The sequence below is a fragment of the Streptomyces sp. YIM 121038 genome (genome assembly GCF_006088715.1).
Classification (GTDB): Bacteria; Actinomycetota; Actinomycetes; order Streptomycetales; family Streptomycetaceae; genus Streptomyces.
Window position 1 is genome coordinate 3,822,689 of the sequence record NZ_CP030771.1, and the last position, 22,105, is coordinate 3,844,793.

The 22,105-nt window shown below is 73.0% G+C and carries 25 protein-coding genes, 1 tRNA gene and 1 riboswitch; of the genes, 12 read left to right on the forward strand and 14 right to left on the reverse strand.

Annotated elements, in window-relative coordinates:
* Window positions 1-7 precede the first annotated feature (7 nt).
* Entirely contained in the window at window positions 8-316 is a 309-nt protein-coding gene (locus tag C9F11_RS15960; RefSeq protein ID WP_138959927.1) for a hypothetical protein, read from the forward strand.
* A 16-nt stretch (window positions 317-332) separates the two neighbouring features.
* Here C9F11_RS15960 and C9F11_RS15965 read toward each other — a convergent pair whose 3' ends face one another.
* Complete coding sequence (locus tag C9F11_RS15965; protein WP_138959928.1) at window positions 333-773, reverse strand: hypothetical protein; 441 nt, start codon at window positions 771-773, stop codon at window positions 333-335.
* Window positions 774-1,008: 235 nt separating this feature from the next.
* Window positions 1,009-2,439 (reverse strand): DUF445 domain-containing protein, encoded by a 1,431-nt coding sequence (locus C9F11_RS15970; RefSeq protein WP_138959929.1) that lies wholly within the window; start codon window positions 2,437-2,439, stop codon window positions 1,009-1,011.
* A gap of 238 nt (window positions 2,440-2,677) precedes the next feature.
* On the opposite strand from C9F11_RS15970, the gene C9F11_RS15975 reads away from it, so the two are divergent.
* From C9F11_RS15975 to C9F11_RS15985, 3 genes are all read left to right on the forward strand, one after another.
* Window positions 2,678-4,012 (forward strand): SGNH/GDSL hydrolase family protein, encoded by a 1,335-nt coding sequence (locus tag C9F11_RS15975; RefSeq protein ID WP_138959930.1) that lies wholly within the window; start codon window positions 2,678-2,680, stop codon window positions 4,010-4,012.
* A gap of 164 nt (window positions 4,013-4,176) precedes the next feature.
* On the forward strand, window positions 4,177-4,380 hold the full coding sequence (locus C9F11_RS15980) for a cold-shock protein (protein ID WP_007502648.1): 204 nt from the start codon (window positions 4,177-4,179) through the stop codon (window positions 4,378-4,380).
* Between the two features lie 87 nt (window positions 4,381-4,467).
* A complete protein-coding gene (locus tag C9F11_RS15985; protein ID WP_138959931.1) occupies window positions 4,468-6,138 on the forward strand; it encodes a DEAD/DEAH box helicase in 1,671 nt (556 codons plus the stop codon).
* 36 nt (window positions 6,139-6,174) lie between these two features.
* Here C9F11_RS15985 and C9F11_RS15990 read toward each other — a convergent pair whose 3' ends face one another.
* Complete coding sequence (locus C9F11_RS15990; RefSeq protein ID WP_138959932.1) at window positions 6,175-6,549, reverse strand: roadblock/LC7 domain-containing protein; 375 nt, start codon at window positions 6,547-6,549, stop codon at window positions 6,175-6,177.
* Window positions 6,550-6,965: 416 nt separating this feature from the next.
* On the opposite strand from C9F11_RS15990, the gene C9F11_RS15995 reads away from it, so the two are divergent.
* The 4 genes from C9F11_RS15995 (at window position 6,966) to C9F11_RS16010 (ending at window position 9,091) form a co-directional block, all read left to right on the forward strand.
* Entirely contained in the window at window positions 6,966-7,370 is a 405-nt protein-coding gene (locus C9F11_RS15995) for a hypothetical protein (protein ID WP_138959933.1), read from the forward strand.
* Window positions 7,367-8,188, forward strand: a complete 822-nt coding sequence (locus tag C9F11_RS16000) for a transcriptional regulator (RefSeq protein WP_171075746.1) — start codon at window positions 7,367-7,369, stop codon at window positions 8,186-8,188. Before C9F11_RS15995 ends, C9F11_RS16000 begins: the two co-directional genes overlap by 4 nt.
* 79 nt (window positions 8,189-8,267) lie before the next feature.
* Entirely contained in the window at window positions 8,268-8,660 is a 393-nt protein-coding gene (locus C9F11_RS16005) for a roadblock/LC7 domain-containing protein (protein ID WP_138959934.1), read from the forward strand.
* A 56-nt stretch (window positions 8,661-8,716) separates the two neighbouring features.
* Complete coding sequence (locus C9F11_RS16010) at window positions 8,717-9,091, forward strand: hypothetical protein (RefSeq protein WP_138959935.1); 375 nt, start codon at window positions 8,717-8,719, stop codon at window positions 9,089-9,091.
* Between the two features lie 30 nt (window positions 9,092-9,121).
* Here C9F11_RS16010 and C9F11_RS16015 read toward each other — a convergent pair whose 3' ends face one another.
* From C9F11_RS16015 to C9F11_RS16030, 4 genes are all read right to left on the reverse strand, one after another.
* Entirely contained in the window at window positions 9,122-9,880 is a 759-nt protein-coding gene (locus tag C9F11_RS16015) for a DUF1707 domain-containing protein (protein ID WP_346347449.1), read from the reverse strand.
* A gap of 94 nt (window positions 9,881-9,974) precedes the next feature.
* The gene (locus tag C9F11_RS16020; RefSeq protein ID WP_138959937.1) at window positions 9,975-10,943 is read right to left on the reverse strand and encodes an ABC transporter ATP-binding protein; all 969 of its coding nucleotides are present in this window, start codon (window positions 10,941-10,943) and stop codon (window positions 9,975-9,977) included.
* 7 nt (window positions 10,944-10,950) lie between these two features.
* Entirely contained in the window at window positions 10,951-11,772 is an 822-nt protein-coding gene (locus C9F11_RS16025) for an ABC transporter permease (protein ID WP_249402184.1), read from the reverse strand.
* Between the two features lie 73 nt (window positions 11,773-11,845).
* A complete protein-coding gene (locus tag C9F11_RS16030) occupies window positions 11,846-12,667 on the reverse strand; it encodes an ABC-2 family transporter protein (protein ID WP_138959938.1) in 822 nt (273 codons plus the stop codon).
* Window positions 12,668-13,589: 922 nt separating this feature from the next.
* On the opposite strand from C9F11_RS16030, the gene C9F11_RS16040 reads away from it, so the two are divergent.
* The gene (locus C9F11_RS16040) at window positions 13,590-15,845 is read left to right on the forward strand and encodes a transglycosylase domain-containing protein (protein ID WP_171076090.1); all 2,256 of its coding nucleotides are present in this window, start codon (window positions 13,590-13,592) and stop codon (window positions 15,843-15,845) included.
* Window positions 15,846-15,905: 60 nt separating this feature from the next.
* Here C9F11_RS16040 and C9F11_RS16045 read toward each other — a convergent pair whose 3' ends face one another.
* From C9F11_RS16045 to C9F11_RS16055, 3 genes are all read right to left on the reverse strand, one after another.
* Window positions 15,906-16,226 carry a multidrug efflux SMR transporter gene (locus C9F11_RS16045; RefSeq protein ID WP_030686831.1) on the reverse strand — a complete coding sequence of 107 codons (321 nt, stop codon included), beginning with the start codon at window positions 16,224-16,226 and terminating at the stop codon, window positions 15,906-15,908.
* A gap of 29 nt (window positions 16,227-16,255) precedes the next feature.
* A riboswitch (guanidine-III (ykkC-III) riboswitch) is annotated at window positions 16,256-16,326 on the reverse strand.
* 53 nt (window positions 16,327-16,379) lie between these two features.
* Window positions 16,380-16,682 carry a co-chaperone GroES gene (locus C9F11_RS16050; RefSeq protein WP_051707732.1) on the reverse strand — a complete coding sequence of 101 codons (303 nt, stop codon included), beginning with the start codon at window positions 16,680-16,682 and terminating at the stop codon, window positions 16,380-16,382.
* 97 nt (window positions 16,683-16,779) lie between these two features.
* Window positions 16,780-17,106 carry a DUF3618 domain-containing protein gene (locus C9F11_RS16055; RefSeq protein WP_138959940.1) on the reverse strand — a complete coding sequence of 109 codons (327 nt, stop codon included), beginning with the start codon at window positions 17,104-17,106 and terminating at the stop codon, window positions 16,780-16,782.
* 144 nt (window positions 17,107-17,250) lie between these two features.
* On the opposite strand from C9F11_RS16055, the gene bcp reads away from it, so the two are divergent.
* The 3 genes from bcp to C9F11_RS16070 all read left to right on the forward strand — a co-directional run bounded on the left by bcp (window position 17,251) and on the right by C9F11_RS16070 (window position 19,498).
* Window positions 17,251-17,718, forward strand: coding sequence for a thioredoxin-dependent thiol peroxidase (bcp, locus tag C9F11_RS16060; protein WP_138959941.1), 468 nt, complete (start codon window positions 17,251-17,253; stop codon window positions 17,716-17,718).
* A gap of 122 nt (window positions 17,719-17,840) precedes the next feature.
* Window positions 17,841-19,367 carry a glycine betaine/L-proline transporter ProP gene (gene proP / locus C9F11_RS16065; RefSeq protein WP_138959942.1) on the forward strand — a complete coding sequence of 509 codons (1,527 nt, stop codon included), beginning with the start codon at window positions 17,841-17,843 and terminating at the stop codon, window positions 19,365-19,367.
* A 47-nt stretch (window positions 19,368-19,414) separates the two neighbouring features.
* Window positions 19,415-19,498, forward strand: a tRNA-Leu gene (locus C9F11_RS16070).
* A gap of 92 nt (window positions 19,499-19,590) precedes the next feature.
* Here the strand turns inward: C9F11_RS16070 and rdgB are convergent.
* The 4 genes from rdgB to C9F11_RS16090 all read right to left on the reverse strand — a co-directional run bounded on the left by rdgB (window position 19,591) and on the right by C9F11_RS16090 (window position 22,054).
* Window positions 19,591-20,193 (reverse strand): RdgB/HAM1 family non-canonical purine NTP pyrophosphatase, encoded by a 603-nt coding sequence (gene rdgB, locus C9F11_RS16075; protein WP_138959943.1) that lies wholly within the window; start codon window positions 20,191-20,193, stop codon window positions 19,591-19,593.
* Window positions 20,194-20,290: 97 nt separating this feature from the next.
* The gene (locus tag C9F11_RS16080) at window positions 20,291-20,689 is read right to left on the reverse strand and encodes a hypothetical protein (protein WP_138959944.1); all 399 of its coding nucleotides are present in this window, start codon (window positions 20,687-20,689) and stop codon (window positions 20,291-20,293) included.
* 124 nt (window positions 20,690-20,813) lie between these two features.
* Window positions 20,814-21,545: a ribonuclease PH gene (gene rph / locus C9F11_RS16085; RefSeq protein WP_138959945.1), complete on the reverse strand. Its 732-nt coding sequence runs from the start codon at window positions 21,543-21,545 to the stop codon at window positions 20,814-20,816.
* 275 nt (window positions 21,546-21,820) lie between these two features.
* Window positions 21,821-22,054, reverse strand: a complete 234-nt coding sequence (locus C9F11_RS16090; RefSeq protein ID WP_030686811.1) for a PTS glucose/sucrose transporter subunit IIB — start codon at window positions 22,052-22,054, stop codon at window positions 21,821-21,823.
* Window positions 22,055-22,105: the final 51 nt, after the last annotated feature.

Here is a 22,105-nt window from a genome sequence, read left to right on the forward strand (position 1 = left end):
CGCAGGCATGGCCAAGGTCCAGGTACCCCCGGCAGCGGTCGCGGCAAGTGGGCTCGTCGGTGGGTACGCCACCGCCCGGTTCACCAAGAAGCGGCCCCTCGGTGGGGTCGTGCTCGCCGTCGCCGGGGCCGTCGCGGCCAAGGGGTGGCAGGAGCGGGCCGGGGGCAGGGCCGCCGCCGGGCTCGGGGCGGCGTACGTCGCGGCCTTCGCCGGGTCGCATCCGCTCGCCAAGAAGGTCGGGGCCTGGCCCGCCGTGTTCGGGGTCGCGGGTGCCGTGGGGCTCGCCTCGTGGGTCGTGGCGGACCGGCGCCGCTAGAGCGCGGCATCGCCTCCTACGCGCTGCTCCCGAGGTGCCCGACCGCTCGCGACCGCAGCTGCCGCGCGACCCCCGCCACCGCGAGCACCGCACCCCCGCCGACCGCCACGAACACCACCCAGGCCAGCGGCCACAGCGACGCGTCCGGGGGCTCGTGGGTCAGGAACGACGCCAGGAGGAGGCCGGCCGGGGGCGCGGCCACCACCGGCAGGACCCAGTACAGGCGATCCCGGTAGCCGAAGTAGGCCGCGAGGGCCAGGACCGTGACGACGACGCCGGTGATGCCCATGTCCGTGACGGGGGACGTCTCGTCGATGTCGCCCGGCGACTCGGCACGGTTGCGCAGGTCCCAAGGCAGGAAGAGCAGATACGTGGCCGCCGCCAGGCCCGCGCCGAGCAGCCGGACCATCCCCCGCTCAAGGAGGGGGCGGGCGCGCAAGGGGCTCAGTGCGTTCATGTGTACGACGATGGCGCGCGGGTGGTGGGGCCCGCCTGAGTACTCGTACTCAATTGCCTTGCTTGGGAGCACAGTTCCCCCCCCCGCCGCCTGACGCCCACTCCACCAGAGACCACTGGAGGCCACCGGAGACCCGCCGGAGACCACCGGGGGGCCCACCGGAGACCACCGGGGCCCGCCAGAGACCACCAGAGCCCCGCCGGAGGCCACTGCGCCTCGCCGGAGCCCACCGCCATCACCCCACGAACAACCGCGAAACCGAGTAGATCGCCAGGCCCGCCAGTGAGCCCACCACCGTGCCGTTGATGCGGATGAACTGGAGGTCGCGGCCGATGTGGGCCTCGATCTTCTTCGAGGTGTGGTCCGCGTCCCAGCCCGCGACCGTGTCGGTGATCAGCGACGTGATCTCGTCGCGGTACGTCGTCACGACGTACACCGCCGCGCCCTCGACCCAGCCGTCGACCTTCTGCTGGAGGCGGGCGTCACCGGCCATGCGCGCGCCGAGCGAGAGGAGGGCCGCCCGCACCCGGAGCCGCAGCTCGCTGCGCTCGTCCTCGGCGGCGGCCACGATCATCTGGCGGACCGCCGACCAGGCGGAGGCGATCAGGTCCTGCACCTCGCCGCGGGCGAGGACCTCGCGCTTGAGGTGCTCCACGCGCGCCCGGGTGTCCGAGTCGGACTGCAGATCGGCGGCGAAGTCGGTGAGGAAGCGGTCGAGGGCCCCGCGCGCGGGGTGCTCGGGCATGTCCCGCATCTCGGTGACGAAGCGGAGCAGCTCGCGGTAGACCCGCTCGCCGACCTTCTTGTCGACGAAGCGGGGGGTCCAGCCGGGGGCGCCGCCCTGCACCGCGTCCATGACCTGGTCCGCGTGCACGACCAGCCAGTCGTGGGCGCGGACGCACACCAGGTCGACGAACCGCCGGTGCCCGCCGTCCGCGACGACCTTCTCCAGCATCTTCCCCATGCCGGGCGCGATCTCCTGCGCGTCCGCGCGGCGCGTGATGGCCTCGCCGACGACGGCCTGAACGTCCGAGTCGCGCAGCACGGTCAGGGCGCCGCGCAGGGCCGTGGCCAGCTCGGCCGTCACCCGGTCGGCGTGCTCCGGCTCGGCCAGCCAGGCACCGAGGCGGCTGCCGATGCCCACGGCCCGCAGCCGCTGGCGTACGACCGTCCGGGAGAGGAAGTTCTCCCCCACGAAGTCACCCAGCGAGGCGCCCAACTGGTCCTTCTTCTTGGGGATGATCGCGGTGTGCGGGATGGGGATGCCGAGCGGGTGGCGGAACAGGGCCGTGACCGCGAACCAGTCGGCGAGCGCGCCGACCATGCCCGCCTCGGCCGCCGCCGCGACGTACCCGGCCCAGGCGCCCGCGCCCTCGTGCTGCGCCCACTTCGCGAGGACGTACACGACCGCGACGAACAGCAGGAGCCCCGTCGCCGTGAGCTTCATCCGGCGCACGCCGCGCCGCTTCTCCTCGTCGGCCGCGCTGTAGGTGAAGCCGGAGCCACCGGAGCCAGGGGTGCCCGCCAGATCTTCCGGGTCCGCCGCGTCCGGCGCGTCCGGCGCGCCCACCGGGCCCGCCGCGTCCGGCCCGCCCGTGGAGGCCGCGGCGCCCCGCCGAGCCCCGGAACCCGTTTCGAGCGGTTCCTCACCCTTGATGCGATTCATGCTCAGCGCCCCGTCCCGCGTAGTTCGTCGTACGCATTGTCCCTTCAGGTCCCTTCCGGGTGCCTTCCAGCAGGTCCCATCCGGGTTCCCCTCAGACCGACTCCCGGAACGGACGATGAGTTCCCGGCGTCTGAAGGAGCGGAGGGGGGCACCGTCGGCTCCCTCGCGGCCCATGACGCATCATGGGGTCATCACACCGGAGCCTCGGGCTCCCCCTGCCCGAGGAGAAAAAGGCCGCATGACCAAGCGTCACGGTTATGCACTGCTGGCCGCTTTGCTCGCGGTCACCCTGGTCGTATCGGCGGCCATATACCTCGGCGTCACGGGCGCCGACGACACCGGGGACGCGTCCGGCGCGGGCCCCCGCACACCGCGCAACTCCGCGGCCCCCGCCTCCGCGGGCACCTGGGTCGGGACCTGGTCCGCGTCCCCGGCGGGCGCCGAGCCCGGCACGCGGGCGCACGGCCTCGCGGGCCGCACCGTGCGCAACGTGGTGCACACCAGCGTGGGCGGCGACGGCGCCCGCGTCACCCTCTCGAACCTGTACGGCAGCCGGCCGCTGACCGTCACGCACGCCTCCCTCGCGGTGGCCGCCGGGGCCGGCAGCCCGGCCGCGGCCGCCGACACGCTGCGCCGCCTCACCTTCCGCGGCGAGACGTCCGTCGTCATCCCGCCCGGCCGCCAGGTGATCAGCGACGCGGCGCGCCTGCGCGTCCCGCACGACGCGGACCTGCTGGTCACCACGTACTCGCCGACGCCCTCGGGCCCGGTGACGTACCACCCGCACGCCCGCCAGATCTCCTACGTGGCCGACGGCGACCGGACCGAGGACGCGACCGGGGCGGCGTACCACGAGCAGAGCCCGTACTGGCGGTACGTCTCCGCCGTGGACGTCCTCAGCAGCGACACGGACGGCACGGTCGTCGTCATCGGGGACTCGATCACCGACGGCATCACGTCCACCATGGGCGCCAACCGCCGCTGGACCGACGTGCTCGCGGACCGGCTGCGCGACGAGGCGGGCGCGCCGCGCTACAGCGTCGTCAACCAGGGCATCAGCGGCAACCGCGTCCTGTCCGACGGGCGCCCCGCCCGCTCCGCGGACGCCCCCGCGAACAACCCCAGCGGCCTGTCCCGCTTCGACCGCGACGTCCTCGGCCGCAGCGGCGCCAAGGCCGTCGTCATCGCCCTCGGCATCAACGACATCCTGCGCAACCCGCGGCAGACCGATGCCCAGCGCATCCTCGACGGGCTGCGGGAGCTGACCCGCCAGGCCCACACCCGCGGCCTGCGCGTCGTCGGCGCCACGCTCATGCCCTTCGGCGGCCACCGGGGCTACGCCCCCGCCCTGGAGGCGGTGCGGCAGTCCGTCAACGCCGAGATCCGCTCGGGGCGGGTCTTCGACGACTTCGTGGACTTCGACAAGGCCCTGCGCGACCCGTACGACCCCCGCAGGCTCCTCGGCCGCTACGACTCGGGCGACAGCCTCCACCCCAGCGACGCGGGCTTCCGCCGCATGGGCGAGGCCTTCGACCTGGGGGACCTGAAGGGGTCCGGCGCGGCCGAGCTGTGAGAGAACGGTCACCCGGCGGCGCCCGCCGGGCTGTGTTAGAGTTTCAGCGTTGCAGTTGTGGTACCCATGAACCTATGTGCGCCTGACGGGAATGTTTCCTCGGGCGCATTAGTTTTTTCCGGCATCTCCGGATGGGGCCTCTGCCTACAGTCAAGGAGAATGTCATGGCACAGGGAACCGTGAAGTGGTTCAACTCGGAAAAGGGCTTCGGCTTCATCGAGCAGGACGGCGGCGGCCCCGACGTCTTCGCCCACTACTCGAACATCGCCACCCAGGGCTTCCGTGAGCTCCAGGAGGGCCAGCGCGTCTCCTTCGACGTGACGCAGGGCCAGAAGGGCCCGCAGGCGGAGAACATCGTCCCCGCCTGATCGCCGGACGCGTATCCACTCACCGGGGTCCGTACCGTCACGGTGCGGACCCCGGTTTGTGCTGTTTCCAGGAAGGCAAGTACCCGCATGTCCCGCAGGCCCCAGAAGCCGAACCGGCGCGCGTCGTCGGCCAAGACGTCCTCGTCCAGGTCGTCCAAGTCGTCCGCGTCCTCGGCGCCGCCCGCGAGGGATTTCCGGCTGCCGGAGAACACGACACCCGCACTCCCCGCCGTCGAGGGCTTCGCCGATCTGGACATGCCTTCGGGCCTGCTCAAGACCCTCACCGCGCAGGGGGTGACCACCCCCTTCCCCATCCAGGCCGCCACGCTGCCCAACTCGATCGCCGGGCGCGACCTCCTCGGCCGCGGCCGCACCGGATCCGGCAAGACGCTCGCCTTCGGGCTCGCGCTGCTGACCCGCACGGCCGGCCTCCGCGCCGAGCCCAAGGCGCCCCTCGCCCTCGTCCTCGTACCCACGCGTGAGCTCGCCCAGCAGGTCACGGACGCGCTGACCCCCTACGCGACGGCGGTGAACCTCCGCCTCGCCACCGTGGTCGGCGGCCTCTCCATCACCAAGCAGGCCGCCACGATCCGGCGCGGCGCCGAGGTCCTCGTGGCGACCCCCGGCCGGCTCAACGACCTCGTGGAGCGCGGGGACTGCGTGCTCGGTGACGTCCGCGTCACGGTGCTCGACGAGGCCGACCAGATGACCGACATGGGCTTCCTGCCGCAGATCACCAAGCTGGTCGAGCGCGTGCGGCCCGACGGTCAGCGCCTGCTCTTCTCGGCCACCCTGGACCGGAACATCGACCGCCTGGTGCAGCGGTTCCTGACCGACCCGGTGGTGCACTCCGTGGACCCGTCCGCGGGCGCGGTGACCACCATGGAGCACCACGTGCTCCACGTTCAGGACGAGACCGACAAGAAGGCCGTCACCACGCGCATCGCGGCCCGCGACGGCCGGGTGATCCTCTTCATCGACACCAAGCGCGCCGCGGACCGGCTCGCCAAGCGGCTCCTCGCCGTGGGCGTGCGCGCGGCGGCCCTGCACGGCGGCCGCTCCCAGCCGCAGCGCAACCGCACCCTGGAGCAGTTCAAGAACGGGCAGGTCACCGCCCTGGTGGCGACGAACGTCGCGGCCCGGGGCATACACGTCGACGACCTCGACCTCGTCGTGAACGTCGATCCGCCGGCCGACCACAAGGACTATCTGCACCGCGGCGGCCGCACGGCCCGCGCCGGTGACTCCGGCAGCGTGGTCACGCTGGTCCTGCCCGAGCAGAAGCGGGACATCACCCGGCTCATGTCGGACGCGGGCATCCGCCCCCGGACCAGCCGCGTCACGTCGAGCGACACGGAGCTGGCCGACATCACCGGCGCCCGCGAGCCCTCCGGCGTGGCCGTCACCATCGAGGTCCCGCAGCCCCAGGCACCCGCCTCCGGCCGCGCCGACGGGGCGTCCGGCTCCGATTCCCGCAGGCGGTCCAGCCGCCGGCGCCGCGGTGGCGGCGGGGCGAAGGCCGCGACGGGCACCGCGACCGGCACCACGGGCACGGCCGGAGGCCGGGGCTCGGAGCGCCGGGCGTCCGGCGGGACGACGGCGGGCGCGGCCTCCGGCCGTGGCTCCGGCCGCCGGTCCGCCGCCGGTGCCGCCTCCGGCAACGCCGGGCGCGGTTCCGGACGGCGTACGGCGGCGGGCGGCGCCAAGGGCGGCGCGGGCACCGGCCGCCAGGGCGGCCGCCGGGACTCCGCGGCCTAGGCCACCGGCCAGGCCCTGACCCACCCCCGCGGGGCGTCACGCCCCGCTCGTCAGGATGGTGTCGATCCGCTTCAGGACCGGCTGCGACTCGCGGTGCAGCCGGTCCAGGTCGAGGCCCTCGTCCCCCAGGACGACGAACAGGGCGTTGTCCCCGACCGCGTACACCGCCGCACAGCCCCGGCTGCCGTACGACACCGCGCTGCGCAGCACGCCCCGCCCGGTCATCGCGACCATGCGCTGGGAGAGGCCCAGGCCGGCCGCGGCGAGCGCGGCGAGGCTGTCGGCGTCGATCGCCTCGTCCGTGTCGGACACGATGAGCAGCCCGTCGACCGCCGCCACGGCCGTGTCCGTGACGCCCGCGAGCTGTTCGCGCAGCCCCCGCATCTCCGTCGCCAGTGCCTCGTGGTTCATTCCATGGCCCCCCTCGGGCGTACGTACGTGATGCGAGGCGATGTCACACGGGGCGCGGGGCCCGCCGGGTCGCCGGCGTCGCGGGGGGCATGTCTACCAACCGGCGTGCGCCCTTCGCCCGCATTCGCACAATGTGACGGAATGTGGTCCGGCCCGTGGATCGGGAATCGCTTTCCTTTCGATCGAGCGACTGTTTACTTCTGGTTCACCCTTTTCGGGGAGAAAATCGCTCACCCGCCCGGATTACCGCCGGAACACGTCACGGAATGGACGCCCTGCGGCACGGTCCTGTCGTTCTCAGGCAGGTTCCGAGGGAATGCGCCAGGTCCTTCCGCCGGTGTCGTGGCGGTGCATAACCTCCGCGTCACCGCGGCACGGTGTGCGAACCGCCGCGCCGCGCGGGGAGGGGAGCCCGGGTGTCCGGAATCGACGTGTGTCTGTACGAGGTCATGGCCCTGCCGGGTGCGCGGGGCGCCGCCCTCGTCGACTGGACGTGCGGCCTCGCGCTCGGCTCGGCGGGCGAACCGCCGCGCGGAGAGGCCGAGTCGGCCGCTGTCGAGGCGGCGGAGCTGGCCCGGCTCTCCGTGGAGTACGGCACCTTCCGGCCACCGGACGACGAGGCGCCGCCGGGCCCCGGGGCGCCGGGGGCCGTCGAGGACCTGATCGTCACCACCCGCACCGCCTACCACCTGCTGCGGTTCGTCGAGACCGGCGACGAGAGCAGCGTGTTCCTGCATCTGTGGCTCGACCGGGACGCGGGGAACCTGGCTGTGGCCCGCCTGTGCCTCAGGGACGCCGCCCGAAGGCTGGTCCTGGAGTGAACGCCACCGCGCCGCCGACGGCGCAGACGGCCCTGCCCTCGCGCTGCTCGACGCTCCAGCGCCTGGCCGCGGAGGGCGCCACGGGCGCGCTGCTGCGCGACACCGGGACGCTGTACCTCACCGAGGGCCGGGTCAGCCACGCCGAGAGCGCGTCGGCCCCCGGCGTCGACGTCCTGCTCGTCGCGGGCGGGCGGCTGCCGCGCGCGGTCTGGGACGAGGCCGCGGGGCGGGCGGGCCCCCGGCGGCAGGTCGGCAGCCATCTGGTCGCCGAGGGCCACCTCACCCCTGGGGAGCTGGAGATCTGCCTGCTCACCGCCTTGTACGACGCCGCGCTCTTCGCCCTGGCCCCGGGCGGCGGGCCCACCCGGTTCCGGCGCGGCGTCGGCCACGGCATCGGCACGGTGCGGCCCGTGCCCGCCGCCGCCGTGGAGCGGGAGGCCCGGCGGCGCAGACGACTGCTCGACAGCGCCTGGCCGGGCCCGGCCATCGACACGGCGCCGCTGGTGCGGCGGCCGGGGCCGCCCGGCGGGAGCGTGCCGCGCCGCCAGCGCGCCCTGCTCGACCTGGCCGACGGCCGCCGCACCCCGGGCGATCTGTCGCGGCTGCTCGGCAGGCCGGTCTTCCACGTCCTGCTCGAGGTGCGCCGCCTGGCCGTCGCGGGGCTGATCGACCCGCCGCGCCCGCCGCCGCCCGAGCCGGACGCCCCCGACGTCCCGCCCCGGGACTCCCCCGCCGCCCGCTCCTTCGGGACGGACGGCTTCACCCCGCCCGACGTCGCGCTGCTGCGCCGGGTCCGCGACGCCCTGGAGGCCCTGTGACGCGCGGCGCCACGGGCCGGGGCGCGAGTGCTCCGTGAGGGGGCGGGCCGCACGGCGCCGCGCCCTGAGGAGGCAGCTGATGGCGGTGGAACCCGACGTGCTCGACGAACTCGCCCGGCTGCGGGCCCGGGTCCCGCGGCTGACCGGTGCCCTCGCGGCCGACACGGGCGGCCGCGTGCTCGCCCGGGACGCCGCGGACGAGGGGGCCCAGCGTCTTGCCGCCCTCACCGTGGACGCCCTCCTGGCCGCCCTGCGGCTCGCGGACGCCGCGGGCCAGGGGCGGGCGGGAGAGCTGCTCGTCCGGGGCGAGGGGGGCTACGTAGCGGCGTACACGGCGGGCCCCACCGCCGTCCTGACCCTCCTCGCGGAGCCGCGCGTCAACGTGGGCCGGCTCCATCTGGAGGGCCGCCGGGCCGGCGCCCGGATCGGGGAACTGCTCGACGGGGCGCTCGAACGACTGGAGGACACCTGACCATGACCCCTCCCACAGCCCGCTCCACCAACAGACGGAAAGGAAGTACGAGTCCCATGTACAACACCGAAACCGCCCTCAAAGAGGCGATGACCGCCATCGACGGCACCCTCGGCGCGGCCCTCGTCGACTACAGCAGCGGCATGGCCCTCGGCACCCTGGGCGGCAGCAAGGAACTCGACCTGTCCGTGGCCGCGGCGGGCAACACCGACGTGGTGCGCGCCAAGGTGCGGACCATGGAGATGCTCGGCCTCAAGAGCGAGATCGAGGACGTCCTGATCACCCTCAGCGATCAGTACCACTTGATCCGGCTGCTGAAGTCCCGCAACAACAGCGGGCTCTTCCTCTATCTCGCGCTCGACAAGGACAAGGCGAACCTCGCGATGGCCCGGCACCAGCTGCGGCGCATCGAGGCCGAGCTGGACGTCTGACCGCCGCGGCGGACGGCGGGGGCGGGCGGGCTACTGCCCGTCCCCGCCCCGGATGCCGCGGTGGTGGTCCTCCGGCCGCCGGTGGCGGAGCTCGTGGCGCTCCCGGTGGTGGAGGCGCCGGGCCTCCCGCTCCTCGAGCCGCTCCTGGCGGCGCTGCTCCTTCAGGCGCTGGCGCTCGGCCTTGCGGAGCTTGCGCTCGACGCCGACGCCGCCCATCAGGGCGAAGCCGGTGACGGTCACCCGCGGGGAGCCGGGGGTGCCCTCGCCCGTGGCGTCGTCGCCGAAGCCGCCCATGATGCCGAAGCCCTTGACGGTGACGTTCAGTTCGGGCGGCACGGTGACCTGGATGCCGCCCATGATCGTGAAGCAGCGGATCACGACGTCGCGCTCGGCGAAGCGCGCCTCGCGCAGGTCGATCTCGCCGCCGCCCCACATCGCGAACGAGGTGAAGAGCCGCCCGATGGTCCAGCCGCCCTTGCGGTTGAAGCCGCTCCAGAGGGCGAAGGCGCCGCTGGAGGTGGGCTCGGCGCCCACGACGACGCGCTCCGCCCAGTCGATCTCCGTCGAGTCGTCGTCGGCGGACCGCTTGACCAGGGACGTCTTGGGGGCGGGGGCGACCGCGCCGGCCGCGGGCAGGTCCCGGGTGAGCGGCGCGAGGTCGCCGTACGTACGGGCGCGGTACGCCGTGTCCACCCGCTCGTTGAACTCGTCCATGTCGAGGCGGCCCTCGGCGAGGGCCTCGCGCAGGACTTCGGCGACGCGCTCGCGGTCGGCGTCGGAGGCGCGCAGGCCCGGGTCCGGCGCGCCGGGGACGGCCGGCGGCGACGCGGCGGGCCGCGGCGCGGGGGGCGGGGAAGACTCGGCGTCCGTCATACCCCGAAGCCTACGAGGTCCCCCGGTCGGCGTACATCTTGGCGATGACGGCCTCGATGTCCGGCTCGCGCACGGAGAGGTCGAGCAGCGGGTAGCGCTCGGCGACCGCGGCGACCAGCGGGGCCGCGGAGGCGTCCGCGGGGAAGGCCAGCCACTGCCGGGGGCCCTCGGTGCGCACGACCCGCGCCGACTCGACCTCCAGGGGCGGGAGTTCGTGCTCCAGGTCCACGATCAGCATGCGCTCGCTCTGGCCCGCCTCGTGGAGGCCGTCGAGCGGGCCGTCGTACATCAGGCGCCCGTGGTCGATGACCATGACGCGCTCGCAGAGCTGCTCGATGTCGGTGAGGTCGTGGGTGGTGAGCAGGACCGTGGTGCCGGACTCGGCGTTCAGATCGCGCAGGAAGCCGCGGACCTTGGCCTTGCTGACCACGTCGAGGCCGATGGTCGGCTCGTCCAGGTAGAGGACCTCCGGGTCGTGCAGGAGCGCCGCCGCGATGTCGCCGCGCATGCGCTGGCCGAGCGAGAGCTGGCGCACGGGGACGTCCAACAGGGCGCCCAGGTCCAGGAGTTCGACACAGCGGTCGAGGTTCTCGGCGAACCGGGCGTCAGGAATCCGGTACATCCGGTGCATCAGGCGGTACGAGTCGATGAGCGGCAGGTCCCACCACAGCGTGGTGCGCTGGCCGAAGACGACGCCGATGTGCCGGGCCAGGCGGGTGCGTTCGCGGGCCGGGTCGATGCCCGCGACCCGCAGCCGGCCGCCGCTGGGCGTGAGGATGCCGGTGAGCATCTTGATGGTGGTCGACTTGCCCGCGCCGTTCGGCCCGATGTAGCCGACCATCTCGCCGCGCGGCACCCGGAAGGTGATGCCGTCCACGGCCCGCACCTGGTGCCGCTCGCGGCGCAGGAAGCCGGTCTTCCTGCGGACGTCGAAGACCTTCTCGACGCCGTCGAGGGTGATGAACGCGTCGGTGTCCACGAAAGGGTCAGCTCCCTGTGCTGCGGTAGGAACGGAGTCCCGCGCGCCAGGCGAGCCCCGCGAGCGCCAGACACGCGAGGGCCACGAGCGGCGGGGCGAAGGCGGCCCACTCCGGCAGGCCGAGCGGAGCCGGGCGGCCGAGGACGTACAGGCCGGGCAGCCAGTTCACGAAGGCGATCGGGACGACGAACGTGACCCCGCGCACCAGGTCGTCGGCGAAGACGGTCGGCGGGTACTGGAGCAGCGTGTTGCCGCCGTACGTGACGGAGTTCTGCACCTCGGAGGCGTCCTGGGCGACGAACTGGAAGGCCGCGCCGAGCACGAAGACGGCGGCGAAGATCCCGGCCCCGCTGATCAGCATCAGCGGCACGAGCAGCACCTTCAGGGGCGTCCAGGCGATGTCCACGCTCCAGAAGGCGTACGCGAGGACCAGCAGGCCCTGGGTGATCCGGCCGAGGCGGCGCAGCGCGAAGCGGTCGGCCGCGACCTGCGCGAGGACCGGCACGGGGCGGACCAGGAGGGTGTCGAGCGTGCCGTCGCGCACCCGGGTGCCGAGCCGCTCCATGGAGCCCATGGCGAGGTCGGCCACGCCGAAGGCGGTGGACGCCGCCCCGTACAGGAAGGCGATCTCGCCGAGGCCGTAGCCGCCGAGCCGGTCCACCTGGGAGAACATCAGCAGGATCGCGACGAAGTCGAGCGCGGTCGCCGCGAAGTTCCCGAAGGCCGTCAGCGCGAAGGAGGCGCGGTACGCCATGGTGGAGCGGATCCACATGGCGGTGATCAGGCGGTAGGCGCGCACGCCCTCGCGGGCCCTGCCGAGCGGCCCCACCGGGGCGCCGAGGCCGCCGGACGCCGGGCCCGCGGCCCGCTCGCGCGGCGGCTGGGGCCGCTCCCGCAGCGACTCAGCCACCCTGGACCACCACCCGTCGGGTCGCCACGCCCTGGAGCAGCCGTCCGACGGCGAGCAGCGCCGCCGCCCAGGCGGCCTGGAAGGCGTAGATCGCGAGGAGCCCGGTGCCCGTGTGCTTGCCCAGGAACACGTCCGCGGGCACCTGGAGCAGCGCCGACCAGGGCAGGGCCCGGGCGATCTCGCCGAGGGCGCCGGGGAAGACGTTCAGGGGCAGCAGCATGCCGGAGAAGAACGTGCCCGCGAGCCAGGAGATCTGGGCCACGCCCGCGCCGTCCAGGAGCCAGAAGGCGCTGAGCGCCACGAGATAGCGCAGGGCGAAGCTGACGACGACGCCGAGGAACACCGCGAGGAGCGTCGCGAGCCAGGTCAACGGAGATCGCGGCAGCGCGAGTTGGAAGGCGAGCGCCCCGAAAATCATCGGCACCACCCCACGGCCCAGAAGGTGGAACGCGGCCCGGCCCAGATCGCTCGCGAGCCACCACGCCTGGAGGTCGGCGGGCCGGTGGAGATCGGTCGCCACGTCGCCGGTGCGGATGCGCTCCATCAGGTCCGCCTCGAAGCCGCCGCCCATCGCCGCGACGGTCATCAGGAGGGCCTGACCGAGCCAGACGTACGTGAGCGCCTGCGCCTGGTCGTATCCTCCTAGTCCGGGTCTCTCGTCCCAGAGGGCTTTGTAGGTGTAGGCCAGGATCACCCCGAACACCGTGTTGGTGAACACACCCGCCAGCGTCGCCATCCGGTATGTGGCGAATCTCCGGAAGTTTCCTCCGGCGACGGCCGCGTACAAGCGGAACCGTCCTGTTCTCACGCACATCCCTTTCAGAGAGCCTCGTCCCGCTTCCAGGCCGGGCGCCCGGACCGCGTGTCCGGACCGAAGCGCAGGAGCCTAATGTGAGCGGGGCCGTCCGTGCCAGGCAATTTCGCCGCGCGGCGCGTGCCTGGTCAGAAAGGCATGCGGAGACAGTGTGCAATGGGTCGTACGAGGCGTACGACGCGAACTGGGAGTTCCGCGAGACATGAGCAGCGACGAGCCGCAGCAGCGGCGTGGTCCCGGGCGCGGGCCCGCTGACGGGCCCGGGGAGCCCGCCGCCCCCGAGGACGGGCCTGCGGCCCCGCGCCGGGACGCCCCGGAGGGGGCCCGCCGCCCCGCCGACGCGGGGCGCCCGGGCGTCCCCGGCAAGGGTGACGGGCCCGCACGCCGGGATGACCCCGCCGCGCGCCCCGGCCAGGGCGCGCCCGACCCCGCCACCCAGCAGATCCGGCCGGTCACGGACGGGGGCGGGGCCGCGCCGCGGGGCAAGGGCAAGGGCGGCCCCGCGCCCCTGCGCAAGAACGGCTCCGCCGCGACGCCCCAGGGCTCCCCGGCCGCCGGGGCGAACGACCCCGCGACCCAGCAGATCCGCCCCGTGAAGGCCGGTGCCCAGGGGGCCGGGGCCGCGGGGGCCGGGGCCGCGGGGGCCGGGGCCGCGGGCGCTGCGGGGGCGGCGGCGAAGGGCGGCCCCGCCACGACCCGGCTGCGCCCCGTACGGCCCGAGGGGCCCGGCGCCGGGCACCAGGAGCCCGGGAACGGCCGGCCGCAGGGCTGGGCGCCCCGCGACCCCGGCGAGGGCGGGGCGGGCGACGGCGACGGGGCGAGCCCCGCCGGGCCCGTCGCGCCCGGCCAGCAGGGCAAGAAGGGCAAGAAGGCGAAGCGGCCCAAGCGCAAGGGCTGGCGGCGCCTGTTCCCGACCTGGCGGATGGTGCTCGGCGCCTTCATCCTGTTCGTCCTGCTCGGCGTGGGCGCGTTCATGACGGGCTACTTCCTCGTGAACATCCCGCCGGCCAACGCCATGGCCACCAAGCAGAGCAACGTCTATCTGTACTCCGACGGCACCGAGATCGCCCGCGACGGCAAGGTCAACCGCGAGAACGTGCCGCTGTCGAAGGTGCCCAAGAAGGTCCAGCACGCGGTCCTCGCCGCCGAGGACCGGGACTTCTACAGCGAGTCCGCCGTCGACCCCAAGGCGATGCTCCGCGCGGGCTGGAACACGCTCACCGGCAAGGGCAAGCAGTCCGGTTCGACGATCACCCAGCAGTACGTGAAGAACTACTACCTGGCGCAGGAGCAGACGGTCTCGCGCAAGGTGAAGGAGTTCTTCATCGCGATCAAGCTGGACCGCGAGGTGAGCAAGGACGAGATCCTCCAGGGCTATCTGAACACCAGCTACTTCGGCCGCAGCGCGTACGGCGTGCAGGCCGCGGCGCAGGCGTACTACGGCAAGGACGTCGAGGACCTGTCCGTCGGCCAGGGCGCGTACCTGGCGACCCTGGTGAACTCCCCCAACGCCTACGACGTGGCGACGCACCCGGAGAACAAGCCGCGCGCCGTCGCGCGCTGGAACTACGTCCTGGACGGCATGGTCAAGGAGGGCTGGCTCGAGAAGGCCGAGCGGGACAAGGTCAAGTTCCCGATGCCGGAGCAGGCGAAGGGCGCGCCGGGCCTCTCCGGCCAGCGCGGCTACGTCGTGAAGGCCGTCGAGGACTATCTGATCGAGAACCGGATCGTCGACGAGGACGCCCTCAGCAAGGGCGGCTACCGCATCACCACCACGCTCCAGAAGCCCAAGCAGGACGCCTTCGTGAAGGCCGTCGACGAGCAGGTCATGTCGAAGATCGACAAGAAGGTCCGCAAGATCGACAAGGACGTGCGGGTGGGCGGCGCCTCGGTGGACCCCAAGACCGGCAAGGTCGTCGCGATGTACGGCGGCATCGACTACACGAAGCAGTTCGTGAACAACGCGACCCGGCGCGACTACCAGGTCGGCTCGACCTTCAAGCCGTTCGTGTTCACCTCGGCGGTGGAGAACGACTCGACCACGCAGGACGGCCGCCCGATCACGCCGAACACGGTCTACGACGGCAACAACCGCCGCCCGGTCCAGGGCTGGGACGGCGGCACGTACGCGCCCGCCAACGAGGACGACTACCAGTACGGCGACATCAGCGTGCGCGAGGCCACGGACAAGTCCGTGAACTCGGTCTACGCGCAGATGGCCGTCGACGTCGGCTCGGACAAGGTCAAGGAGACCGCGGTCGCGCTCGGCGTCCCGGCGAAGACGCCGGACCTGACGGCGTCCCCGTCGATCGCGCTCGGCCCGTCCACGGCGTCCGTCCTGGACATGACCGAGGCGTACGCGACGCTCGCCAACCACGGCAAGCACGGCACGTACACGCTCGTCGAGAAGATCAGCAAGGACGGCCAGGACATCGCGCTGCCGCAGCGCAAGACATCGACGGCGGTGAGCCGCGAGGCCGCGGACACCACGACGTCGATCCTGCAGAGCGTGGTGCAGTCCGGCACCGGCCGCGAGGCCCTCGCCGCGGGCCGTCCGGCGGCGGGCAAGACGGGTACGGCGGAGAACGACAAGGCGGCCTGGTTCGCGGGCTACACCCCCGACCTCGCCACCGTGGTCGCGGTGATGGGCCAGGACCCGGTCACGGCGACGCAGACGCCGCTGTACGGGGCGCTCGGCGAGACCCGCATCAACGGCGGCGGCTACCCGGCGAAGGTGTGGGCGCAGTTCACCAAGGACGCCCTGGAGGGCAAGCCCGTCAAGGAGTTCGACCTCCAGCTGGAGCCGGGCTCCGAGGAGCCGGTCGCGCCGGACCCGTCGCAGACGGCGCAGGAGCCCGACGAGGGCGACGACACCGGCGGGGCGACGGACGGCGGGCCGTCCGAGGAACCGGACCGGGGCGGCCGGACCCAGGGCGGCCAGACCCAGGAGCCGACCGGCGGCCAGGGCCAGGGCGGTCAGGACCAGGGCGGCCAGGGCCAGGGCGGTCAGACGCAGGACCCGACCGGCGGCCAGGACCAGGGCGGCGCTACGCAGGGCGGCGGCGCGGACGGCGGGGGCGCCACCGGGGACAACGAAGGGGGCCAGGGCGGCGGGGCCGCCCAGGGGGCCCTCGGCGGGCTCACCGTGGGGCCCGGTGGGCGGGACCGCGACGACTGATCGTGTGAGCGTGCGGGTGCGCGGGGGCTGAGCGTGCGGTTCCCCGCGCCCCTTGCGGGGCTAGTGGCCGCTCGTCGCCTTCAGGCCGACGACGGCCACGAGCAGCAGGCACACGAAGAAGATCCGGGCCGCGGTGGTGGGCTCGCCCAGGGCGACCATGCCGACCACCGCGGCGCCCGCGGCGCCGATGCCGACCCACACGCCGTAGGCCGTGCCGATGGGGAGCGTCTTGGCCGCGTACGACAGCAGGACCATGCTCGCGACGATGCCCGCGCCGGTGAACACGCTGGGCCACAGGCGGGTGAACCCCTCGGTGAACTTCATGCCGATCGACCAGCCGACTTCGAGCAGACCGGCGACGATGAGCAGGACCCAGGCCATGACGGAACCTCCGAGAACGAGACTTCAGGGGTGCGTCGTCTTTGCGGGGCCCGGTACGGCGCGTCTCGTCGGGGTCCCTCCACGGTAGCAAAAGGCAGGCAAAAGGGGCTGGTGACCATGGTCACCAGCCCCTTCGCACACCCGGTGCGCGGGCTACAGATAGAGCCCCGTGGAGTCCTCCGAGCCCTCGAAGCGGTCCGCGGCCACCGCGTGCAGGTCGCGCTCGCGCATCAGCACGTACGCCGTGCCCCGCACCTCGACCTCGGCCCGGTCCTCCGGGTCGTAGAGCACCCGGTCGCCCGGCTCCACCGTGCGCACGTTCTGCCCGACGGCGACGACTTCCGCCCAGGCGAGCCGGCGGCCGACGGCCGCGGTCGCCGGGATCAGGATGCCGCCGCCGGAGCGCCGCTCGCCCTCGGCGGTGTCCTGGCGCACGAGCACGCGGTCGTGCAGCATCCGGATCGGCAGCTTGTCGTCGTGGGTGCTTGATTCCTGTGTCTTGGCGCTCACGCCCCGAACCTACCTGCCCGCACGCGCCCTGTACGCCCCCGGGTCAGCCCTTGCGGCGCCGGGATCCGACGGCGAGGAGCCCCACGAGACCCACGACCACCAGGGCCACCGGCACGATCCGCTCCAGGCGTGGCTGGCCGTCCGCCGAGACGAGCTGACCGCGCACGTCGGAGACGAAGCGGTTCGCCCCGACGTAGGCCCGCCCGAGGGTGTTGTCCACGCTGGCCGCGACCTTCGCCTTCGCGTCGCCGACGATCGTCTTCGGGTGGACCCGCACCCCGATCTCGTCGAGGGTCTCGGCGAGCTGCTCGCGCCGGAGCTTGATGTCCGCCTCGATCTGCGCAGGGGTCCTGGCATCCGCATCCGACACCGCGCTGCCTCCGTGGGGTGTGTTCCTTGTACTCGGACCTCCACAGTCTGTCAGCTTCGCCCGCGCCGCACCCCACGGCACCCCTATTACGCTCGTCCCCGTCACCACAGCTTGGTGCGTACGCGCACCGTGAGGAGCCCAAGAATGAGCGAGCGACTGCAGCCCGGCGACACCGCCCCCGCCTTCTCCCTGCCCGACGCCGACGGCAAGCAGGTCTCCCTCGCGGACCACAAGGGCCGCAAGGTGATCGTGTACTTCTACCCGGCCGCCCTGACCCCCGGCTGCACCAAGCAGGCCTGCGACTTCACGGACAACCTGGACGTGCTCGCGGCCGCGGGCTACGACGTCATCGGGGTGTCCCCGGACAAGCCGGAGAAGCTCGCGAAGTTCCGCGAGAAGGAGAACCTGAAGGTCACGCTGGTCGGCGACCCGGCCAAGGAGACCCTGGAGGCGTACGGCGCCTTCGGCGAGAAGAAGCTGTACGGCAAGACGGTGACGGGCGTGATCCGCTCGACCGTCGTCGTGGACGAGGACGGCAAGGTGGAACACGCGTTCTACAACGTGAAGGCGACCGGCCACGTGGCCAAGATCATCCGCGATCTCGGCATCTGACGACCGCGCGCGTCCGCCGCGGCGGATGTGAGAAAGCCCCCTCCCGCAGGGGGCTTTCGTTTGCGATCGCGGGCTCGGAGTAGGCGTCCTGGAGACCCACCCGCTCCGAAAGGACTCCTTCCATGGCGGCCAGCAGGTTCCAGGCCGACCCGGGGGCCGACCCCCTCGCTCCCGGCGCCGACCCGGAGGCGGTGAAGCGTCACCGCCTCCTCTTCCGCACGGTGAGACGGCGCCGGAACCCACCCCCGCGGCGCACCGACGTCACCGTCACCGACGACGCGGCGGTGCGCCGCGCGGTGAAGGCGGCGTCGCTCGGCAACGCCATGGAGTGGTTCGACTTCGGCATCTACAGCTATCTGGCCGTCACCATCGGGCATGTCTTCTTCCCGTCCGGGAACAGCACGGTCCAGCTGCTTTCGTCGTTCGCCACCTTCGCGGTCTCGTTCCTGGTCCGGCCGCTCGGCGGGATGGTGTTCGGGCCGATGGGCGACAAGGTCGGCCGCAAGAAGGTGCTGGCCCTGACGATGATCCTGATGGCGGCGGGCACCTTCGCCATCGGCCTGATCCCCGGCTACGCCACCATCGGCTTCTGGGCGCCGGTGCTGCTGATCCTCTTCCGCATGGTGCAGGGCTTCTCCACCGGCGGCGAGTACGGCGGCGCGTCCACCTTCATCGCCGAGTACGCGCCGGACAAGCGGCGCGGCTACTTCGGCAGCTTCCTGGAGTTCGGCACGCTCGCCGGGTACGTGGGCGCGGCGGGCCTGGTCACGATCCTGACGACCGTGCTCGACGACGGCGCCATGGAGGCGTGGGGCTGGCGCGTGCCGTTCCTGGTGGCGGGCCCGCTCGGCCTGGTCGGGCTGTATCTGCGGCTGCGCCTGGACGAGACCCCGGCGTTCCAGAAGCTCACGGACGAGAGCCACCACCCCGCGTCGGACGCCGCGTCCGCCGTCGAGACCTCCGCCAAGGGCGATCTGACCAGGATCTTCCGCGAGCACTGGCGGCCGCTGGTGCTGTGCGTCGCCCTGGTCGGCGCGTACAACATCGCCCACTACACGCTCCTGTCGTACATGCCGACGTATCTGACCGACGAGCTGGGCTACGACGACACGCACGGTCTGGTGATCCTCATCGTGACGATGCTCGCGCTGATGCTGGTGATCAGCCGGGTCGGCGCGCTGTCCGACCGCTTCGGCCGCAAGCCGCTCCTGATGACCGGCATGGCGGGCTTCCTGGTGCTGCCGGTCCCGGCGTTCCTGCTGATCAAGCAGGGTGCGCTGGTCGCGGTCGCGGCGGGCGTGCTGATGCTCGGCCTGTCCCTGGTGTGTCTGCTGGGCACCATGTCCGCGACGCTGCCCGCGCTGTTCCCGACACCGGTGCGCTACGGCTCGCTGTCGGTGGGCTACAACCTCTCCGCCTCGCTGTTCGGCGGCACCGCGCCGCTGGTGATCACCGCGCTGATCGGCGTCACGGGCTCGGACATGATGCCCGCCTACTACTCCATGGCGGCGGCGGGCGTCGGCATCGCCGCGGTCGCCTGCCTGAAGGAGACGGCGCGGCGGCCGCTCAGCGGCTCGCCGCCGTGCGTCGAGACCGAGGAGGAGGCCGCCGACCTGGTCGAGGAGCGGGCCGCGGCACCCCAGTTCTGACTCCGCCCGGCGACCGCGGGCGGGCGCCCATTACGATGGGGCGGCACGCGGCCGTGGTGGAATTGGCAGTCACGCTGGGTTTAGGTCCCAGTGGGGTAACACCCGTGAGGGTTCGAGTCCCTCCGGCCGCACTCGCGAAGGCCCCGCCGCCTTCGGAAGCAGACGTACGAAAGGGCGCCCCCGCCGCACGCGGGGGCGCCCTTCGCCGTCGGTGCGCGCCGGGTCAGCCGAGCAGCTCCCGCACCACCGGCACGAGGGCGCGGAACGCCTCGCCGCGGTGGCTGATCGCGTTCTTCTCCTCGGCCGTCAGCTCGGCGCAGGTCCGGGTGTCCCCCTCGGGCTGGAGGACCGGGTCGTAGCCGAAGCCGTTCGTGCCCGCGGGGGCGTGGCGCAGGGTGCCGCGCAGCCGGCCCTCGACGACGCGCTCGGTGCCGTCGGGCAGGGCGAGGGCCGCGGCGCAGGCGAAGTGCGCGCCGCGGTGGGCCTCGTCGATGTCGCCGAGCTGGGCGAGCAGCAGGTCGAGGTTGGCCTTGTCGTCGCCGTGGCGCCCCGCCCAGCGCGCGGAGAAGATGCCGGGCGCCCCGCCGAGCACGTCGACGCAGAGCCCGGAGTCGTCGGCGACGGCGGGCAGGCCGGTGGCCCGTGCCAGGGCGTGCGCCTTGAGCAGGGCGTTCTCGGCGAAGGTGACCCCGGTCTCCTTGACGTCGGGGATCTCGGGGTAGGCGTCCGCGCCGACGAGTTCGTGGTCGAGGCCCGCGGCGGCGAGGATCGCCCTGAGCTCGGTGACCTTGTGGGCGTTGCGGGTGGCGAGGATGAGACGGGTCATGGGACCAGTATCCGTCCCGTCGCCGGGACCCGGCCGCCCGGCCGGGGTGCCCCCCGGCCGCCCGGCCGCGTCGGTTCGTGCAGGCCTCGGCCCCGCGTCAGTTCGTGCAGGCCTTGGTGACCTTGCCCGCGGCGTTCGCCATCGGGCGGAGGTCGGGCGTCTTGTCGCCGTTGTCGACGGCCTTCTCCACGTTGTCGACGGCCTTCTGCATCTCGTCGACGGCGTCGCTGATGTCCTCGTCGTCCTCGTGGTCCCTGCGGATGTCGTCGAGGTCGCCCCGGATCTTGTCGAAGCGCTTCTCGGACTTCCGGTCCGGGTAGAGGACGGCGTCCTGGGCGGCCTGGCGGAGCGCGTCGGCGCCGTCCGACACGGCGTCGGCCGCCTTGACGCAGTCCACGGCGTCCTTCGGGTCGCAGGCGACCAGGCCGAGCGTCGCCGGTACGGCGATCAGGGCGGTGGTTATGGCGACGGTGACCCGTCGGTGGCGCACGGCCATGGATGGTTCCCTCCCGTTGTGTGGTGAGCGAGCGTGCGGTCGTTCCCGCACGCTCCACCTCATAGAACGCCCGTGGTCCTCGGGACGGTTGCTCGCCGGGAGGCGAACCCCTTTACACCGGCGGCTACTTGGCCGAATCCAGTGCCTCGCGCTGGAGCGCGGTCAGCTCCGCGCACCCCCCGACGGCGAGGTCGAGCAGGGCGTTCAGCTCCTCGCGCGCGAACGGCTCGGCCTCCGCGGTGCCCTGGACCTCGACGAACCGGCCATCGCCGGTGCACACCACGTTCATGTCGGTGTCGGCCTTGACGTCCTCCTCGTAGGCGAGGTCGAGCAGCGGCACGCCGCCGACGATGCCGACGGACACGGCGCTGACGGTGCCGGTCAGCGGCTGGCGGCCCGCCTTGACGAGCTTCTTGCCCTGCGCCCAGGAGACGGCGTCGGCGAGCGCGACGTACGCGCCGGTGATGGCGGCGGTGCGGGTGCCGCCGTCGGCCTGGAGGACGTCGCAGTCCAGGACGACGGTGTTCTCGCCGAGCGCCTTGTAGTCGATGACGGCGCGCAGCGAACGGCCGATGAGGCGGGAGATCTCGTGCGTGCGGCCGCCGATCTTGCCGCGTACGGACTCGCGGTCGCCGCGGGTGTTGGTGGAGCGCGGCAGCATCGAGTACTCGGCGGTGACCCACCCCTCGCCGCTGCCCTTGCGCCAGCGGGGCACGCCCTCCGTCACGGAGGCCGTACAGAAGACCTTGGTGTCGCCGAAGGAGACGAGGACGGAGCCCTCGGCGTGCTTGCTCCACCCCCGCTCGATGGAAACGGGGCGGAGCTGGGCGGGGGTACGACCGTCGAATCGAGACATGCCAACGACCCTATAGTCCCCCCGGAACCCACCCGACCGGTTCGCCCGCTCCGCTACGAACGACCGCCCCACCCTCCCCTGCGGGCGACTGCCCCGCCCCCCTCTGTGGGCGGCTGGTCCGCCCAGAGGGCGGAACGGGCGGGCACAGAGGACAGCCGCCCCGCGCCGCGGCACCAGGCTCCAGCAGCAGCCCGAGGACGCAGCCACCCCGGGCAACGCAAAAGGGGCGCGGCCCCGGCTACCCGGACCCGCACCCCCAGCGGGAGCGAAGTCGCTCACATCATGTCTTCGATCTCCGCCGCGATCGGGTCCGCGTCCGTGCCGATGACCACCTGGATCGCCGTGCCCATCTTCACGACGCCGTGCGCGCCCGCGGCCTTCAGGGCGGCCTCGTCGACCAGGCCCGCGTCGTTGACCTCCGTGCGGAGACGGGTGATGCAGCCCTCGACCTCTTCGATGTTGTCGATGCCGCCGAGCCCGGCAACGATCTTCTCAGCCTTGCTGGCCATTGCTTACTCCCTGCTGTGAAAGGACGCGGCCACGACACCGTAGGTCCGCTT

Bases quoted from the DNA above. Each gene is read 5' to 3' on its own strand.
- C9F11_RS15960 (WP_138959927.1), top strand. From the start codon at position 8: ATGGCCAAGGTCCAGGTACCCCCGGCAGCGGTCGCGGCAAGTGGGCTC.
- C9F11_RS15965 (WP_138959928.1), bottom strand. From the start codon at position 773: ATGAACGCACTGAGCCCCTTGCGCGCCCGCCCCCTCCTTGAGCGGGGG.
- C9F11_RS15970 (WP_138959929.1), bottom strand. From the start codon at position 2,439: ATGAATCGCATCAAGGGTGAGGAACCGCTCGAAACGGGTTCCGGGGCT.
- C9F11_RS15975 (WP_138959930.1), top strand. From the start codon at position 2,678: ATGACCAAGCGTCACGGTTATGCACTGCTGGCCGCTTTGCTCGCGGTC.
- C9F11_RS15980 (WP_007502648.1), top strand. From the start codon at position 4,177: ATGGCACAGGGAACCGTGAAGTGGTTCAACTCGGAAAAGGGCTTCGGC.
- C9F11_RS15985 (WP_138959931.1), top strand. From the start codon at position 4,468: ATGTCCCGCAGGCCCCAGAAGCCGAACCGGCGCGCGTCGTCGGCCAAG.
- C9F11_RS15990 (WP_138959932.1), bottom strand. From the start codon at position 6,549: ATGAACCACGAGGCACTGGCGACGGAGATGCGGGGGCTGCGCGAACAG.
- C9F11_RS16005 (WP_138959934.1), top strand. From the start codon at position 8,268: ATGGCGGTGGAACCCGACGTGCTCGACGAACTCGCCCGGCTGCGGGCC.
- C9F11_RS16010 (WP_138959935.1), top strand. From the start codon at position 8,717: ATGTACAACACCGAAACCGCCCTCAAAGAGGCGATGACCGCCATCGAC.
- C9F11_RS16030 (WP_138959938.1), bottom strand. From the start codon at position 12,667: ATGTGCGTGAGAACAGGACGGTTCCGCTTGTACGCGGCCGTCGCCGGA.
- C9F11_RS16040 (WP_171076090.1), top strand. From the start codon at position 13,590: ATGGTGCTCGGCGCCTTCATCCTGTTCGTCCTGCTCGGCGTGGGCGCG.
- C9F11_RS16045 (WP_030686831.1), bottom strand. From the start codon at position 16,226: ATGGCCTGGGTCCTGCTCATCGTCGCCGGTCTGCTCGAAGTCGGCTGG.
- C9F11_RS16050 (WP_051707732.1), bottom strand. From the start codon at position 16,682: ATGCTGCACGACCGCGTGCTCGTGCGCCAGGACACCGCCGAGGGCGAG.
- bcp (WP_138959941.1), top strand. From the start codon at position 17,251: ATGAGCGAGCGACTGCAGCCCGGCGACACCGCCCCCGCCTTCTCCCTG.
- proP (WP_138959942.1), top strand. From the start codon at position 17,841: ATGGCGGCCAGCAGGTTCCAGGCCGACCCGGGGGCCGACCCCCTCGCT.
- rdgB (WP_138959943.1), bottom strand. From the start codon at position 20,193: ATGACCCGTCTCATCCTCGCCACCCGCAACGCCCACAAGGTCACCGAG.
- C9F11_RS16080 (WP_138959944.1), bottom strand. From the start codon at position 20,689: ATGGCCGTGCGCCACCGACGGGTCACCGTCGCCATAACCACCGCCCTG.
- rph (WP_138959945.1), bottom strand. From the start codon at position 21,545: ATGTCTCGATTCGACGGTCGTACCCCCGCCCAGCTCCGCCCCGTTTCC.
- C9F11_RS16090 (WP_030686811.1), bottom strand. From the start codon at position 22,054: ATGGCCAGCAAGGCTGAGAAGATCGTTGCCGGGCTCGGCGGCATCGAC.